Origin of the sequence: Glycomyces sp. NRRL B-16210 (assembly GCF_000719515.1) — a bacterium.
Taxonomy (GTDB): Bacteria; Actinomycetota; Actinomycetes; order Mycobacteriales; family Micromonosporaceae; genus Glycomyces.
Genome location: NZ_JOGR01000005.1, coordinates 180,192 through 196,142, shown reverse-complemented (window position 1 = coordinate 196,142; position 15,951 = coordinate 180,192). Strand labels below are relative to the sequence as shown.

At 71.7% G+C, this 15,951-nt stretch carries 13 protein-coding genes and 1 pseudogene; 4 read left to right on the top strand and 10 right to left on the bottom strand.

Going from position 1 to position 15,951, the window contains the following annotated elements:
• Positions 1 to 53: 53 nt before the first annotated feature.
• The 9 genes and pseudogenes from IF12_RS0108780 to IF12_RS0108740 all read right to left on the bottom strand — a co-directional run.
• A pseudogene (locus tag IF12_RS0108780) lies at positions 54 to 1,364 on the bottom strand (M20/M25/M40 family metallo-hydrolase); the annotation flags it as partial.
• 61 nt (positions 1,365 to 1,425) lie between these two features.
• Positions 1,426 to 2,628 carry a cation:proton antiporter gene (locus tag IF12_RS0108775; RefSeq protein ID WP_030157010.1) on the bottom strand — a complete coding sequence of 401 codons (1,203 nt, stop codon included), beginning with the start codon at positions 2,626 to 2,628 and terminating at the stop codon, positions 1,426 to 1,428.
• A complete protein-coding gene (locus IF12_RS0108770; protein WP_030157008.1) occupies positions 2,628 to 3,113 on the bottom strand; it encodes a cation:proton antiporter regulatory subunit in 486 nt (161 codons plus the stop codon). The genes IF12_RS0108775 and IF12_RS0108770 overlap by 1 nt, the downstream gene beginning before the upstream one ends.
• 146 nt (positions 3,114 to 3,259) lie before the next feature.
• The gene (locus tag IF12_RS0108765) at positions 3,260 to 4,261 is read right to left on the bottom strand and encodes a serine hydrolase (protein ID WP_051704148.1); all 1,002 of its coding nucleotides are present in this window, start codon (positions 4,259 to 4,261) and stop codon (positions 3,260 to 3,262) included.
• A gap of 83 nt (positions 4,262 to 4,344) precedes the next feature.
• Complete coding sequence (locus tag IF12_RS0108760; protein WP_030157004.1) at positions 4,345 to 5,706, bottom strand: glutamate mutase L; 1,362 nt, start codon at positions 5,704 to 5,706, stop codon at positions 4,345 to 4,347.
• Positions 5,707 to 5,720: 14 nt separating this feature from the next.
• Complete coding sequence (locus IF12_RS0108755) at positions 5,721 to 6,101, bottom strand: hotdog domain-containing protein (protein WP_030157001.1); 381 nt, start codon at positions 6,099 to 6,101, stop codon at positions 5,721 to 5,723.
• On the bottom strand, positions 6,098 to 6,886 hold the full coding sequence (locus IF12_RS0108750; RefSeq protein ID WP_051704147.1) for an OAM dimerization domain-containing protein: 789 nt from the start codon (positions 6,884 to 6,886) through the stop codon (positions 6,098 to 6,100). Before IF12_RS0108750 ends, IF12_RS0108755 begins: the two co-directional genes overlap by 4 nt.
• Positions 6,883 to 8,478: a lysine 5,6-aminomutase subunit alpha TIM-barrel domain-containing protein gene (locus tag IF12_RS0108745; RefSeq protein ID WP_035748706.1), complete on the bottom strand. Its 1,596-nt coding sequence runs from the start codon at positions 8,476 to 8,478 to the stop codon at positions 6,883 to 6,885. The genes IF12_RS0108750 and IF12_RS0108745 overlap by 4 nt, the downstream gene beginning before the upstream one ends.
• A complete protein-coding gene (locus tag IF12_RS0108740) occupies positions 8,475 to 9,515 on the bottom strand; it encodes a hypothetical protein (protein WP_030156995.1) in 1,041 nt (346 codons plus the stop codon). The genes IF12_RS0108745 and IF12_RS0108740 overlap by 4 nt, the downstream gene beginning before the upstream one ends.
• Before the next feature lie 153 nt (positions 9,516 to 9,668).
• On the opposite strand from IF12_RS0108740, the gene IF12_RS0108735 reads away from it, so the two are divergent.
• Together IF12_RS0108735 and IF12_RS0108730 are read left to right on the top strand one after the other, a co-directional pair.
• Positions 9,669 to 11,147: a KamA family radical SAM protein gene (locus IF12_RS0108735; protein ID WP_051704146.1), complete on the top strand. Its 1,479-nt coding sequence runs from the start codon at positions 9,669 to 9,671 to the stop codon at positions 11,145 to 11,147.
• The gene (locus tag IF12_RS0108730) at positions 11,144 to 11,983 is read left to right on the top strand and encodes a 3-keto-5-aminohexanoate cleavage protein (protein WP_030156990.1); all 840 of its coding nucleotides are present in this window, start codon (positions 11,144 to 11,146) and stop codon (positions 11,981 to 11,983) included. The genes IF12_RS0108735 and IF12_RS0108730 overlap by 4 nt, the downstream gene beginning before the upstream one ends.
• A gap of 60 nt (positions 11,984 to 12,043) precedes the next feature.
• Here IF12_RS0108730 and IF12_RS0108725 read toward each other — a convergent pair whose 3' ends face one another.
• Positions 12,044 to 12,340, bottom strand: a complete 297-nt coding sequence (locus IF12_RS0108725; protein ID WP_030156988.1) for a hypothetical protein — start codon at positions 12,338 to 12,340, stop codon at positions 12,044 to 12,046.
• 159 nt (positions 12,341 to 12,499) lie between these two features.
• Between IF12_RS0108725 and IF12_RS0108720 the strand changes: the two genes are divergently transcribed.
• Both IF12_RS0108720 and IF12_RS0108715 read left to right on the top strand, forming a co-directional pair.
• Positions 12,500 to 14,158, top strand: a complete 1,659-nt coding sequence (locus IF12_RS0108720) for an ABC transporter ATP-binding protein (protein ID WP_051704145.1) — start codon at positions 12,500 to 12,502, stop codon at positions 14,156 to 14,158.
• Positions 14,155 to 15,930, top strand: coding sequence for an ABC transporter ATP-binding protein (locus IF12_RS0108715; RefSeq protein WP_030156983.1), 1,776 nt, complete (start codon positions 14,155 to 14,157; stop codon positions 15,928 to 15,930). The genes IF12_RS0108720 and IF12_RS0108715 overlap by 4 nt, the downstream gene beginning before the upstream one ends.
• Positions 15,931 to 15,951: the final 21 nt, after the last annotated feature.

The window sequence follows — 15,951 nt, the reverse complement described above, 5'->3', positions numbered from 1 at the left end:
CGGTGAGGGTGCTCACCGCGCGAGGGCCCGCCTGGTGCTCGTAAGGACCGCGCGATGAAGCGGTCCATGGCGTCGACGCCGAACTGGAGGCCTGAGAGCGGGACGCGCTCGTCGATGCCGTGGAAGAGGGCGGTGAAGTCGAGGTCGGCGGGGAGTTTGAGCGGGGCGAAGCCGAAGCAGCGGATGCCGAGGGTCGCGAAGGCCTTGGCGTCGGTGCCGCCCGAGAGCATGTACGGGACGGTGACGGCGCCGGGGTCGGCGAGGCGGACGGCTTCGGCCATGGCGTCGACCAGGGGCCCGTCGAAGGAGGTCTCGTATCCGGGCTGGCGGATCTCGTACTCGAAGTCGATGCCGGCGCCGGCGAGGTCTTTGAGGATCGCCTCGAGTTCGTCGTTGCGGCCCGGCAGGGACCGGCAGTCGATGACCGCTTCGGCGGTGGAGGGGATGACGTTGGTCTTGTATCCGGCGTTGAGGCGGGTCGGGTTGGCGGTGTTGCGGAGGGTCGCTCCGACCAGGCGCGCGATGGGGCCGAGTTTGGCGACCGTCTCGTCGGGGTTCTCGGGGTCGAATTCGACGCCGGTGAGTTCGGAGACCGATTCGAGGAACTGGCGGACCGTGGGGGTCATCTCGACGGGGAACTTGTGCTGGCCGATGTTGGCGACGGCGCGGCTGAGTCGGGTGACGGCGTTGTCGTCGTGGAGCATCGAGCCGTGGCCGGGTCGGCCGGTGGCGCGCAGGCGGAGCCAGTCGAGGCCCTTCTCGGCGGTCTGGACCACGTAGACGCGCAGGTCGTTCGGGAGGGTCATGGAGAAGCCGCCGACCTCGCCGACCGCTTCGGTGACGCCTTCGAAGACCTCGGGGTGCTGCTCGACCATGAAGCGGGCGCCGTAGTCGGAGCCGGCCTCTTCGTCGGCGGTGAAGAGCAGGACCAGGTCGCGCGGGGGGACCTTGTCTTCGCGCCGCCAGGAGCGGACGAGGGCGATGAGCATGGCGTCGAAGTCCTTCATGTCGACCGCGCCGCGGCCCCAGAGGTAGCCGTCCTTGATCTCGCCGCCGAAGGGGTGGACGGACCATTCGTCGGCCTCGGCGGGGACGACGTCGAGGTGGCCGTGGAGGAGCAGGGCCCCGCGGGCGGGGTCGGCGCCGGGGAAGCGGCAGGCGACGGAGGCGCGGCCGGGCGCGGACTCGTAGATCTTCGGTTCGAGGCCGACCTCGGCGAGCTTCTCGGCCACGTATTCGGCCGCGGCGCGTTCGCCCTTGGCGGTCGCGTTGTCACCGGTGTTGGTGGTGTCGATGCGGATGAGGTCGCGGGCGATGTCGACGACCTCGTCTGCGGGGCGGGGCTCTTTCGCGGTTTCAGCCATCGTTGAGTTCTATCAAGCCGCGATAACGGATCGCGCCGTGCGGTGGCGGCTGTCGCAGTCTTCACTCCGGGGGCCGGATCTCGGCCTCGGCGAGTCGCCTCGCGCGGGCCTGCTTGCGCCGCTTGGCGACGATCGGGCCCGCCAGGCGCGGGCCGAGCGGGCCGATGGCGGCCAGGATGAGCACGTACGCCGCCGCGACCGAGCCCATCTCGGGGTTGAGCCCGGCGGTGACGCCGAGCCCGGCTATGACGATCGAGAACTCGCCTCGCGGCAGCAGCACGAGCCCGGCTCTGAGCCTGCCGGTGAAGGCCGACCCGCCCTGCCCGGCCGCCCACCAGCCGGTGGCGAACTTCGTCGCGATCGTCACGACCGCGAGCGTGACCGCGACCGGCAGCACCGGTGGCAGCGCGGTCGGATCGGTCGCGAGCCCGAAGTTGACGAAGAAGATCGCCGCGAACAGGTTCTTGAGCGGTTCGAGGGTCTCCTCGGCCTGTCGTGAGACCTCGCCGGAGAGGGCGATGCCGACGAAGAACGCGCCGACCGCGGCCGAGACGTGGACCTGCTCGGCGAGGCCGGCGACGACCAGGACGATGCCGAGGATCTTGAGCAGCAGGATCTCGTCGGAGGGCGAGGCGAGGAAGCGCGAGAGCAGCCCGCCGCAGCGGGAGGCGACCACGAAGGCCCCGGCGACGGCCAGCAGCGCGATCGCCAGGCCCCAGGCGGCCTGCGCGAAGGCGAGGCCGGCGAGGATCGTGGTGAGGATCGGCAGGTAGAGGGCCATGATCAGGTCTTCTGCGACGAGCAGCGAGAGGATCGTGGGGGTCTCGCGGTTGCCGAGCCAGCCGAGGTCGGAGAGGACCTTCGCGATGATGCCCGAGGAGGACACGTAGGTGACGCCGCCGAAGACGACGGCGGCGACCGGGCCCCAGCCGAGCAGGAGCGCGCAGGCCACGCCGGGCGCGGCGTTGAGGACCAGGTCCACCACGGCCCCGGTCCACGAGGTCTTCATGGTGCCGAGGAGTTCGCGCGGGGTGTATTCGAGGCCGAGGGTGAACAGCAGCAGGACCACGCCGATCTCGGCGCCGACGTCGAGGAAGCCGGTGATCGAGTGGAGCTCGTAGAGGCCGCCGTGGCCGAACGCGAGCCCGGCGAGGAGGTAGAGCGGGATGGCCGAGATCCCGATCCTGCCTGCGAACGCCCCGAGCAGACCCAGGACGCCGACGAGGACGCCCAGTTCGAGGAGGAGTTCGACGGTCTCGTGCATTATTCGATACCGCGCAGGATCCGGTCGACGGCATCGACGGCCTCCTGCGTTCCGATCGTCACGAGGCGGTCGCCGACGTGCAGGGTCGAGGAGGGGGCGGGGCCGGTCTCGACGCCGTCGGTGCGGACCACGGCGACGATGGAGGCGCCGGTGCGGGTGCGGGCGCGGGTGTCGCCGAGGGGCCGTTCGGCGTAGGGGCTGGTGGCGTCCACGAGCAGTTGGCGCGAGACGAGGTTGTCGATCTCGTGGTGGAGCCGGTTGAGCTTCTCGACGATGCGGGCGCCGCCGAGCAGTTCGCCGATCGCGGCGGACTCGTCGGCCGAGAAGACGATGCAGTCGAGCATCGAGTCCGGATCGTCGGGATCGTAGATGACGAAATCGCGACGGCCCTCGCGATGGGCGACGATACCAAGGCGCACATGGCGTTTGGTCTCGAACTCGAACCGCACTCCGATTCCGGGCAGCTCGGTGCGCTCCACGTCCACGCTTGATCACTCCTTCAGGTGTGGGATAACCAGAGAACCGTACTCCCGCGCGCCCAGCCGCCGACCGGGACACGAGCCTGGAATGTGGCGCGCGGAACGCCGCGATCCCCGGCGGCGCCGGCCGCCGCCGGGGACCGCGTGCCTGGTTACCCGGCGAGTCCGGCGGTGCCGGCCTGCTCGGCGTCGAGGGTGACCGCGTCGGTCGCGGCGAGCCCGGCGGTGTTCACGATGTCGAACATCTGCCGGCCCATGGCCGCGTGGGCCTGGACGGCCGGGTGGGTGGCGCCGTAGTTGCCCCAGTGGTCGTCGAACTGGGACATGAAGGCGTAGACGAGCGCGGGCGCTCCTGCGGCGTTGTAGACCACGCCGGCCTCGTTGCGGTTGGCGTCGTCGGCGCCGTACTTCATGGCGACGCGGGCGCGCTCGACCGAGGACATGTTGCGGCGGAACCCGTCGTGGTAGCCGCTGAGGCCCTTGAGGACGTTGAGGAAGAAGCTCGTGCGGCCCGCGGAGAGCAGCTCGCCCTTGGCGAGGCGGGTGAGCAGGTCGTTGGTCTCCCAGGCGGTGGTGTCGCCGAGCCACATGCGGGTCGGGTTGTCCGGGTTGGGGACGACGCGGGTGTCGGTGAAGCCCTTCGCCGCGAGCGTCTCGTTGATCTCGGCGGGCGAGCAGACGAGCCCGCACAGTCGCACCGAGGTGTTGTCCGAGGTCAGGAGCATGGCGACCAGGATGTTGGCGACGGTGATCTCGTCGCCGTAGGCGGTCTGGTGGAAGTAGAAGCCCGAGCCGGTGAGGATGATGTCGGAGGTGAGGGTGACCCGGTCGTCCAGGGCGAGTTCGCCGCGGTCGATCTTGTCGAGGACGCCGAGGGCGATGCCGAGCTTGTTGGTGCTGGCGGCGGTCTTGACGCTGTTCGAGCTGTGGTCGACGGCCGTCACGGGCGCGCCGGTGCCGTTGAGGAGGGTGACCTTGCCCTGCCAGGTGCCGCCGGCCTTGGCGATCTCGGTGTCGTAGACGGCCTTGATCTGCTGGGCGGTCGTGAGGGACTGCGAGGTCGACTGCTCCGCGTGAGCGGCGGAGGTGGTCCCGAGGACGGCGCCCCCGGCGGTGAGACCGGCACCGAGTTTGATTACACCACGTCGTTCCATGATCGCCTTTCGTTGGCTTACAACGGCTTTAGGGGTGTGCAAGAGCTAATACGCCGTTCGGGGCCGGAGCGGTTGCACCGGTTTCAGGCGATCGCGGGCCATTCGGCGAGCAGGCGCGCGGCGAGGTCGCGGTGCCCGTTGGCGGCGAGGAGCCCGGCGGGGGCCAGCCGGTAGTCGGCGTCGACGGCGAACCGCGAGTCCTTCGGCGGCCGGACCCCGCCGGAGGTGTCGCCGCCGACCGCTTCGCGCAGCCGCTCGGCGGCCTCGGGGTCGCGGCGGAGCACGCCGCCGGAGCCGACGACGAGGCCGACCGCGGCGAGGTCCTTGCCGCCGCGCAGCGGCTCGGTCGGCCCGCCGATGCGTTCGCCCCGGGCGTGGCGGCGCACCGCGATGCGGGCGGCGAGCGCGCTGAGTTCGGCGTCGTCGGCGAGGTCGTCGGTGCGCAGGCCGGGGTCCTCGCCGCGGCGGCGGGCCGCTTCGGCGAGGCCCGCGGGGACCGGGAGGTCTTCTTCGGCGGCGGCTTCGACGATGCCGACGGCGGTGTGGCGGACGCCGAGGTCGCCTTCGACGGTGCGCGAGCGCCAGGCGGTGCCGGCGACCTCGGCGCGGGGCCCCTGGAGTTCGGCGTCGGGGGTGAGCACGGAGTAGACGTCGGTGGTCGCGCCGCCCACGTCGACCACGAGGAGGTCCGACAGGTCGGTGCCGGCAAGGAGGTCGGCGAGGACTTCGACGCCGGTGAGCACGGCGTCGGGGGTGGCGGCCTTGACGAGGCGGGTGAAGTCGGCGCTGGCCGAGAGGTGCTTGCCGGCGATGACGTGGCGCAGGAAGACCTCGCGGAGGGCGCCTCGGGCGGGCGCGGGGTTGAGGTCGCCGATGCGCGGCAGGACGTTGTCGACGGCGGTGACGCCGATCCCGGCGGCGGTGAGGAGGGCGGTGAGGTCGGCGGCGGCGTTCGCGTTGCCCGCGAGGACGACCGGGGTGCGCAGGCCGGAGGCGGCGAGGTCTTCGGCGTGGGTGCGCAGGGCGGTCTCGTCGCCGCCGTCGGTGCCGCCGGCGAGGAGGACCACGTCGGGCCGGGCCGCGGCGAGGCCGGTGAAGTCGCCGGGGGTGAGGTGCCCGGCGCGGACGTCCACGACGCGGGCGCCGGCGCTGAGACCGGCTCGGTAGGCCGCGCGGGCGGTGACCAGCGGTTCGTTGCCGATGACGGCGAGGCGCAGGCCGCCGCCGGCGGAGGAGCAGACGAGGGTGTCGGTGATCTCGGCGCCGCTCGGGCTCGCTTCGACGGCGGCGGCGAGGAGGCCGTCCATGACGTCGGTGTCGAGGGTGGTCGGGTGGGAGGCGGTGCCGCGGAGCGCGCCGGTGGCGGCGTCGATGGCGGCGGCCTTGGTGTAGGTCGAGCCCACGTCGACGCACAGGACGACCGGTGCGGCGCTGTGCCGGTTCACAGGACCGTGCCCGTTCACGGCACCACGACGGTGCCGGTCGCGGTGGTGGCGGTGATCGGCGGGTCGAGGACCACTGCGGCGGAGTCGGCGCGGTCGGGGTCGGCGCGGCAGACGACGGTGAGGGTGAACTCGACGGTGCGGCTGCGGGTGCCGGTGCGGACCACTGTGGCGGTGGCCTCCACGATGTCGCCGGTGCGCACGGGCGCGAGGAACTGCACGTCGCTGTAGGAGGCGAAGAGCCCTTCGTCGCCGTCGGTGCGGATGCACAGCTCGGTGGCGACGTCGCCGAACATGCCGAGGCCGTAGGCGCCGTCGACGAGGTTCCCGCCGTAGTGGGCGTGGCTGTAGGGGATGTAGCGGCGGTGGGTCACCGAAGTGCCGTCGTGGCCGGTCATGCGGTCTCCTCTTGCAGCTCGGTGTCGGAGGGGCCCGGTTCGGAGTGGTCCCGGCGGGCGGTGACGAGGCGGTGGACGAGGTAGGAGGCCACGTCGGAGGGCGTGGTGCCGCGGGTGAAGATGCGGTCGACGCCGAGTTCGGCGGCGGCGCCCTCGTCGAAGCGGGGCCCGCCGACCACGAGCAGGGGGCGCTTCCCGGGCGGCAGGGCCTCGCGGAAGGCGGCGGCCATCTCGCGGGTGTTGTGCAGGTGGGCGTCCTTCTGGGTCACGACCTGGCTGACCAGGACCGCGTCGGCGCCTTCGTCCACGGCGCGGTTGACGAGATCGGGGACGGCGACCTGCGCGCCGAGGTTGACCACGCGCAGCTCGCGGTAGTACTCCAGGCCCTTCTCCCCCGCGACGCCCTTGATGTTGAGGATGGCGTCGATGCCGACGGTGTGCGCGTCGGTGCCGATGCAGGCGCCCACGACGCAGAGCTTGCGGCCGAGGCGTTCGCGGATGGCGTCGTTGACTTCTTTGGGGCTCAGGTGCGGGTAGTCGCGTTCGACCACTTTGACCTCGTCGAGGTTGACGAGGTGCGTGGCCGCGCCGTAGACGACGAAGAAGGTGAAGCCCTCGCCGATGGGCTTGGCGTGCACGAGCATCGCGCCGTCGAGGCCCATCTTGGCGGCGAGTTGGAGGGCGGCGCCCTCGGCGCGCTTGTCGTGCGGGATCGGCAGCGTGAAGGAGAGCTGCACCATGCCGTCGCCGGTGGTGTCCCCGTAGGGCCTGACGATGCGGCTCATCGGTCCTCGCCTCCGCGTCGTTCGAAGATCGGAGTCTGGTCCGCATCGAGGATTTCCGAGGCCGGGTTCCAGTAGTCCTCGGCGCGCTTCGCGACGCCCTCCAGGCCGCGGCCGCCGTCGGCGGGGCGCTTCATGATGCCGAAGGTGCCGTCGGCGATGGCGTTGAGCAGGCCGTCGTCCACGATGCGGCCGAGGAGGTCCACGGCCTCGCCGAGGACTTCGTTGGCGCGCTTGGCGATGAAGCCGTCTGCGGGCGGGTGGAAGTCCTCGGCGAGCCCGGCGCAGGAGGAGAGCACGTAGCGCACGTTCTGGAGGGCGATGTCGCGGTCGGAGATCCAGGGGGTGACGACCGCTTCGGTCATCATGCCCACCAGCAGGATCGACTGCCCGGTCATGACCCCGGCGAGGTTGAAGAACCCGTCGAGGAGGTTCCCGCGGAAGACGTCGCCGGTCATGTGCTTGGTCGGCGGCATCCATTTCAGCGGTGCGTCCGGGAAGAGCTGGCGGGCCAGGAGCGCGTGGGCGAGTTCGAGCCGGAACGACTCGGGCACTTCGGGGTTGATCTCGAAGGCGTGGCCGAGCCCCAGGAGCGGGTCGGGCAGGCCCGCCTCGTGGGCGAAGCGCTCGTTGAGGAGCTGGGAGACGGTGACGGTGTGGGCGGCCTCGACCGCGTCGGCGGTGGTGAGGTAGTTGTCCTCGCCGGTGTTGATGATGATCCCGGCGCGGGCGTGGACCTGGCGACTGAAGCGCTGGTCAACGAAGGTGCGGATCGGGTTGATGTCGCGGAAGAGGATGCCGTACATGCAGTCGTTGAGCATCATGTCGAGCCGGTGCATCCCCGCCAGCGCCGCGATCTCGGGCATGCAGAGCCCGGAGGCGTAGTTGGTGAGGCGGATGTAGCGGCCGACCTCGCGGGAGGTCTCGTCGAGGGCGGCGCGCATGAGCCGGAAGTTCTCCCCGGTGGCGTAGGTGCCGGCGAAGCCTTCGCGGGTGGCGCCTTCGGGGACGTAGTCGAGGAGGGACTGGCCGGTGGAGCGGATGACGGCGATGACGTCGGCCCCGGCCTTGGCGGCGGCCTGGGCTTGGGGGATGTCCTCGTAGATGTCGCCGGTGGCGACGATGAGGTAGATCCAGGGGCGTTGGGGCGGGTCGCCGACCTCGGTGACGAGGGCGTCGCGGCGGCGCCGGGAGCGGTCGATGCGGTCGAAGCCGGTGGTGACGGCGGCGGTGGCGCGTTCGCGGGCTTCGTCTGCGGCGTTGTCGGTGGGGAGGGTGAAGCGGGCGGCGCCTGCGGCGGCGGCGTGGGCGAGGCGGGTGAGGTCGGGGAAGTCCTTGAGGGCGTGGAAGACGGGGAGGGCGATGCCGTGTTCGATGCCGACCTGGCCGGCGACGGCGTCGGCGAGGCGGTTGACCCAGGGGATGCCGTCGGGGTCGGCGCCGGTGAGTCCGGCGATGCGGAGCATGGCGCGTTCGACCGAGACGGTGGTGTGGGTGCGGGCGAGGTCCACGACGGGTTGGGCCGCGCGGGCGGCGAGGGCGCGGGCCTCGTTCACGAGGGCGGGGTCGAGCGGCAGGAGCGGCTTCGCGGTCATCGTGCCTCCCCGACTCGGGCGGTGAAGAGGTCTTTGAGGTGGGGGTTCTCGCGCACGAGGTGGAGGGCGTAGTCGGCGTGGCCGGGGACGTAGCCGTTGCCGATGAGCATCTCGACGTCGGCGGCGAGGCCTTCGGCTCCGAGGGCGGCGGCGGGGAAGGAGGTTGCCATGGAGAAGAAGACGACGGTGCCGCCGGTGTTAGTGGCGAGGACGGCGCCGTGTTCGCAGCCGGGGACGTCGACGCAGACGACGGTGACGTCGGCGCCGCCTCCGAGTTCGGCGGTGACGGCCTGGGCGAGGCCGAGGGGGTCGGTGGCGTCGGCGACGGCGATGCGGTCGGCGAGGCCGGTGCCGCGCAGTTGGGCGGCTTCGATCTGGTCGCGGACGACGGCGAGGACGGTGGCGGCTCCGGCGTCGCGTGCGGCGGCGAGGGCGAGGGAGCCGGATTTGCCGGCGGCGCCGAGGACGGCGACCGTGCCGTGGGCGCGGCGGGCGACGACGCGTCTGACGAGGGCGGGCGCGCCGCAGACGTCGAGGACGGCGAGCGCGAGGTGTTCGGGGAGGTCTTCAGGGAGGACCGCGGCGATGGACCGTCCGAAGAGGATGGCGTGTCCGGCGGCGGGGACCTGTTCGGTGCGGCCGTCCCAGCGGGCGAGGCCGTCGGTGATGCGCAAGGGGGTGAGGGTGAGCGAGACGAGGGTGGCGACCTTCTGGCCGGTTTTGAGGCCGAGCGGGGAGCGGGGGCCGACGGCTTCGACGGTGCCGATGAGCATCCCGCCGGAGCCGGTGACGGGGTTGTGCATCTTGCCGCGCCGCTCGATGATGTCGAGGACCGCGGCGCGGACGGCGTCGCCGTCGCCGCCGTGGGAGGTGCGCAGTTGCCGGAAGGAGGCGGCGTCGAGGTTGAGGCGCTCGACGCCGATCCGGACTTCGTCCTCGGCGATCTCGGGGTGCGGGTCCAGCCGGTCGGCCGCTTGTGGCAGCGCTCCGGCGGGGCTGACGACTCGGTGCGAACCGACCGGTGAGGCTGTCGACATCGTTGCCGCCCTTCCAGTTAAAGGGATGTTACGGAGTCTCAATATGCGGGACCTAGCGCACAACAGTAACGGAAGGTTATCCTCGTCACAAGGCGGCTATCCTCCGTCTGCGAGGTTTCTCCGGGCGAACATCCCGGGCATGGAGGTGCGAAGGTGTCGGATCGACCGTTCGGTGCGAATGAACCCAGACTGATCGAGCAGCCCTACCAGTACCGGCGGCGCGAACTCGTCGAACCGGACTGGACGCGGTTCCCCGGCTGGGGTGCCGTGACCGCCGAGGACTGGGTTTCGGCCCAGTGGCAGCGGGCGCACTGCGTCAAGAACGTCAAGCAGTTGCGGGAGGTGGTCGGCGACCGGCTCGGCGAGGCGTTCTTCGAGGACCTGGCCGCGGACATGGCGGATTCGGCGACGATGTCGATGCTGCTGCCGCCGCAGATGCTCAACACGATGGTCCCTCGGATCGAGGCGACCGGGGCGGGTTCGTGGACCGAGGCGTTCCTGGCCGATCCGATACGCCGGTACATGCTCCCGGTGGCCTCGGACCGGCGCACGGACTGGCCCTCGCATCCGTTCTCGGGCCGCGATTCGCTGCACGAGCACGACATGTGGGCCGCCGAGGGGCTGACCCACCGGTATCCGACGAAGGTGCTCGCCGAGCTGCTGTCCACGTGCCCGCAGTACTGCGGGCACTGCACGAGGATGGACCTGGTCGGCAACTCGACGCCCACAGTGGACAAGCGGCGGCTCGCGCTCAAGCCGGTGGACCGCCAGACGGCGATCCTGGAGTACCTGGAGGCGCACCCGGGAGTGCGGGACGTGGTCGTCTCCGGCGGCGACGTCGCGAACCTGCCGTGGCGCCAGTTGGAGCGGTTCCTGGAGCGGCTGCTCGAAGTCGAGACGATCCGCGACATCCGCCTGGCGACCAAGGCGCTCATGGGGCTGCCGCAGCACTGGCTCCAGCCCGAGATCGTCGACGGCATGGGCCGCATCGCCAAGACCGCGGCCGACCGGGGCGTGAACCTGGCGATCCACACGCACATCAACCACGTCAACTCGGTGACGCCGGGCGTGGCGAAGGCGGCGGCGGCGATGCTCGACGCGGGCGTGCGGGACGTGCGCAACCAGGGCGTGCTCATGCGCGGCATCAACGACACCCAGGCCGACCTGCTCGACCTGTGCTTCGCGATGCAGGGCGAGGCGAACATCCTGCCGTACTACTTCTACATGTGCGACATGATCCCCAACGCCGAGCACTGGCGGACCTCGGTGGCGCAGGCGCAGGACCTCCAGACGGCGATCATGGGCTACCTGCCGGGGTACGCGACGCCGCGGATCATCTGCGACGTGCCGATGGTCGGCAAGCGCTGGGTCCACCAGCTGTCGGAGTACGACCGCGAGCTGGGCATCTCGTACTGGACGAAGAACTACCGGACCTCGATCGAGGCCGACGACGCCGACGCGCTGACGCGGCGGTACCCGTTCTACGACCCGATCGACACGCTCTCCAAGGCGGGGCAGCAGTGGTGGGGGAACATGCACCCGCCCGGGCCCGTCCGGGAGGCCGGGAACGCGGCCGCGGCGGTCTCGCGACGGGCCGCCGCCGCCCAACACGACGCTGCGGAGGTCTTATGACGGGAACCCTGATCACGGTGGCCCCCACGGGGGCCGAGGTCGACAAGGCCGAGGTCCCGGCCCTGCCGGTGACGCTGGACGAACTGGTCGACACGGCCGTGCACTGCGAGCGGGCCGGGGCGTCGATCATCCACGTGCACCTGCGCGACGACGCGGCGCGCCCGACCCTGGACCCGGTGCGGCTGCGCGACGCGGTCGCGGCCCTGCGCGACACGACCGACCTCATCGTGCAGTTGTCGACGGGCGGGTCGGTGCGCGACGAGGAGGCGGCGCGCCTGGCCGTGCTCGACGCCGAACCGGACATGGCCTCGTGCACGATGGGCACGGTGAACTTCGGCGGCGACGTGTTCATGAACCGCTGGGACTTCATCGTGGAGCTGCACGAGCGGATGCTGGAGCGGGCGGTGGTGCCCGAATACGAGCTGTTCGACCTCGGGCACGTGGCGGCCCTGGAGCGGCTGCTCGAACGGCACGGGCTGCCGTTCGGCGAGCACGTGCACGTGGACTTCGTGCTGGGGGTGCCGGGCGGGGCGGCCGGGGACGCGTCAACCGTGACCGCGTTCGCCGAGGCCGTGCGCCGGTACCTGCCGGAGGGGACCACGTTCTCCGCCACCGGGATCGGGAAGACGAGTCTGCCGGTCATGTTCGCCTCGCTCGCCCACGGCGGGCACCTGCGGGTGGGCATGGAGGACACCGTCTCGTTCGCGCGCCGGCAGCCGGTCACCGGGAACGACCAGCTCGTGGCGCGGGCGGCCTACGCGGCGTCGCTGGCGGAGCGGCCGGTCATATCCACTGTGGAGGCGAGGAAGCTGCTGCGGATGCGCGACGCCGACTGATCGGCACGAGAGGGGCCCGGACGCCGAGCGTCCGGGCCCCTCTCGTGCTTGCAGCGGGTCTTACCTGCGGAAACGGCGTCCCGCTCCCGTGATGATCCCGCCGATGGCGAGGTAGACGAGGGCCGCGAGGCCGTAGTTGGCCACGGCCCTGGCCTTGTCGTCCTCGACGGTGAACATGTCGCGGAACAACCAGGAGAACCAGTTGGCGAGGTCGCCGATGAAGTTCACCAGAGGATTGCCGGGGTTGGCCTCCAGTAGGACGAACGCGAGGTGCAGCAGGATGATCAGGGCGATGAGCCCGAACACCGCCGCGATGATGTGCAGCACCGGATTGCTTCGTGTGCCGGCGTAAGGCATTGACCGCTCCTTCCACAACATCGTTTCTGTCGACGTTGGACATCGTGGATGCCCGTTCCGGGCCCGCCCAAACGGGTTTCGCGCGGATTGGTGCGCAGCGGGCCCACTGCCCGATTCGCAGGAGCCGCAGATACCGGTCGGCAGGTAAGCTTCGGTCCCATGCCTCCCGCTCCCCCGCCGACGGCGTCGCGCCTGCTGCTCGACCTCGCGCGGCCCCATGCGCGCCGCCTCGCCGTCGGCGCGCTGTTCTACCTCGCGGCGGGCGCGACCTCGATGACGCAGCTGTGGATGGTCGGCCGGATCGTCGACGAGGGCTTCATCGCCCGCGACGCGTCGGCCCTGCTGTTCTGGCTCGCGCTCATGCTCGCGGCCGTGACCGCCCAGCCGTTCTTCTGGTCGATGGGCTTCCGCCGCTTCATCGGCGCCGAGGCCGCCAACCAGCGCGCGATCGTCCAGCGCCTCACCGACCACCTCAACGCGGCCGGGACCGGCGTGCGCGGGCGCGTCTCGGGCGGCGAGCTGGTGAACCTGCCCAGCGAGGACGCCCGCCGGGCCGCGCGCTCGGTCTCCGACCTCGGGTTCTTCTGCAACAACTTCGCCATGTTCACCATCGGCACCACGCTGGTGTGGCACATCCACCCGCTGCTCGGCGTCGTGATCCTCGCCGGGAGCGCGGTCACCGCGCTCATCACCGGGCCGCTGCTGGGGCGCTTCCAGCGCCGCCAGTCCGACTACCGGGAGATGATCGGCGACCTCACCGCGCACGCCGCCGACATCGTCGGCGGACTGCGCGTGCTGCGCGGCATCGGCGGCGACCTCCTGTTCGCCGAGCGGTACCGCGAGCAGTCGGCCGCGCTGCGGGACACCGGATACCGGGTGGCGAACTCGAGTTCGTGGATCCACGCGCTGCGCCACTCGATGCCGATCGTGTTCGTCGCCGCGATCACCTGGACCGGCGCGGTCCTCGCCGCCACCGGCGCGATCACCATCGGCGGCCTCGCCTCGGCGTTCAGCTTCGCCACGGTGTTCATCGCCGTCTCCGGCAACTTCATCGGCTTCGCGAACTTCCTGGTCACCGCCTGGGTCGCGGCCGGGCGCATCACGCGGTTCCTGGCCGTGGGCACCGACGTCGAGGACCGCGGGACGGTGCGCGGCGCCGGCGGCGAACTGCGCGACCCCGACTCGGGGCTCGTCGTGCCCGCCGGCGGGCTCACCGTCGTGGTCACCGCCGAGACCGGACCGGCGCAGGCCGCGTGCGAACGCTTGGCCCGCTACCGCGACTCCGAGGCGATGTGGGGCGCGAAGGCGCTGGACGAGTACGCGCTCGAGGAGGTGCGCGAGCGGATCATGCTGCTGACCGACGAGGACTACCTCTTCGCCGACACGCTCGGCGAGACGCTCGGCGTCCCACCGGAAGCGGCGATGAACGCGATCGCGACCGCCTGCGCCGCGGACGTGCACACCGGACTCGGCGGCACGCTCGAGGCGCAGGTCGCCGAGGGCGGGCGGAACCTCTCGGGCGGGCAGCGCCAGCGACTGCGCCTGGCCCGGGCGCTCGCGGCCGCACCGGAGACGCTGCTCGCGGTCGAGCCGACCTCGGCGGTGGACTCGCACACCGAGTCGATCATCGCCGAACGCGTCGCCGAGGCGAGGGCGCTCACCTCGACGCTGGTCGTCACGGCCTCACCGCTGTGGCTGGCCCGGGCCGACCTCGTGGTGTGGATGGTCGAAGGCAAGGTGCACGCGGTCGGATCGCACGCCGAACTGTCGCGGGACCCCTCGTACCGGGCCCTGACGTCGCATGAGGAGGACGCATGAGCGTCACGGAACACGGCGCGGCGACCGACTCGCGGCTGCCGGTCGCGAGCCCGGCCGAGGTGCGGCGCGCGTTCGCGCGGCTGCTCGCGGCCGACAAGGGCCGGGCCGTGCAAGTACTGGTGCTGTACACGCTCGCGGCCGCCTTCAGCGTCTCGGTGCCGATCCTGCTGGGCCGGGTGGTCGACGGGATCGGCGCGGGCTGGGACCTCCCGCGCATCAACCTGGTGTGCGGGCTCATCGTCGCCTGCGTGGCGGTGCAGTTCGTGCTCAGCCGCCTGGGGCGGCGCGCGGGCTACCGGTTCGGGGAGCGGGCCGCGGCGCGGCTGCGGGAAGGGGTCGTGGGCCGGGTGCTCGGGCTGCCGCTCGACCGGGTCGAGCAGGCCGGGCGCGGGGACCTCGGCACGCGCACGGCCGCGGACGTCAACGTCGTGGCGGACCTGCTGCGCGACAACGGACCCACCGTCGCGACCGCCCTGATCGAAGTAATGGTGCTGTACGTCGCTTTGACGGTGGTCCATCCGCTGCTGGGTCTGTGCGCGCTGGTCACGCTGCCTCCGGTGCTGCTGGCCGCGCGGCGGTACCTGCGCCGGGCGGGCGGGGCGTTCCTGGCGCAGCGCGCCGCGATGAGCGAGGCGGCCGAGACGCTCTCGGCCTCCGGCGCGGGCGCGCGGACCGTGGCGGCGCTCGCGCTCCAGCAGAAGCGGCGCGAGGTCGGGTACGAGCGCGGGGAGACGATGTACCGGCGGTTCATGCGGGTGCTGAAACTCCAGATCGAGTTCTTCCTGCTCCTGCTGTGGCTCAACCGGTTGCAGCTGGTGCTCGTGGTCGCGGCGGCGGGATTCTGGTACTACGAGGGCGGGCTGAGCCTGGGCACCGCGGTCGCGGGGATCACCGTGGCCGTGCGCATCGCGAATCCGACGAACACGGTCATGGTGCAGCTCAACGAGTTCCAGCAGGGATCGGCGGCGCTGGCTCGGATTGAGGGCGTGAACCTGGTCGAACCGTCGCCGCGCGAGGCGGTGCCGGACGGCACGGACCTGCGGCTGGACTCGGTGACGTTCGGGTACGGCGACGGGCCGGACGTGCTGCACGGGTTGAGCCTCCGGCCGGTGCCGGGCGAACGGCTGGTGGTGGTCGGGCCCTCGGGGGCGGGGAAGTCGACGATCGCGCGGCTGCTGGCGGGCATCGACCGGCCGCGGACGGGGACGGCGACGCTCGGCGGGGTCCCGGTGTGCGACATCGGGGTCGAGGAGCTGCGCAAGCACGTGGTGCTGGTGACGCAGGAGCATTACGTGTTCACCGCGACCTTGCGGGACAACCTGATCCTGGCGCTGCCGTTCTACAGCTCGCAAGCCCGCCCGGAGGCCGGGGACGACCGGTTGATGGAGGCGCTGCGGCGCGTGGACGCCGGTTGGGCCCTCGCTGAAGGGCTCGACGCGATGCTCGGCGACGAGCACCGCAAGCTGACGACGGCCGAGGCCCAGCAGATCGCGCTGGCGCGCGTGGTGATCGCCGACCCCGACATCGTGATCCTGGACGAGGCCACGGCGGGGATCGACCCGGCGAGCGCGGGCCGCGTGGAGGCGGCGCTCGGTGCGGCGCTGGCGGGCCGGACGGTGATCGCGATCGCGCACCAGTTGCAGGCGGCGAGCTCGGCCGATCGGATCGCGGTCGTGGAGGCCGGGCGGATCGCCGAGGCGGGGACGCACGAGGAGTTGCTGGCGGCGGAGGGGATCTACGCGGGGCTCTGGCACGCGTGGCGCGGTGAGTGAACCGGGTTGCCGGGGGCCGGT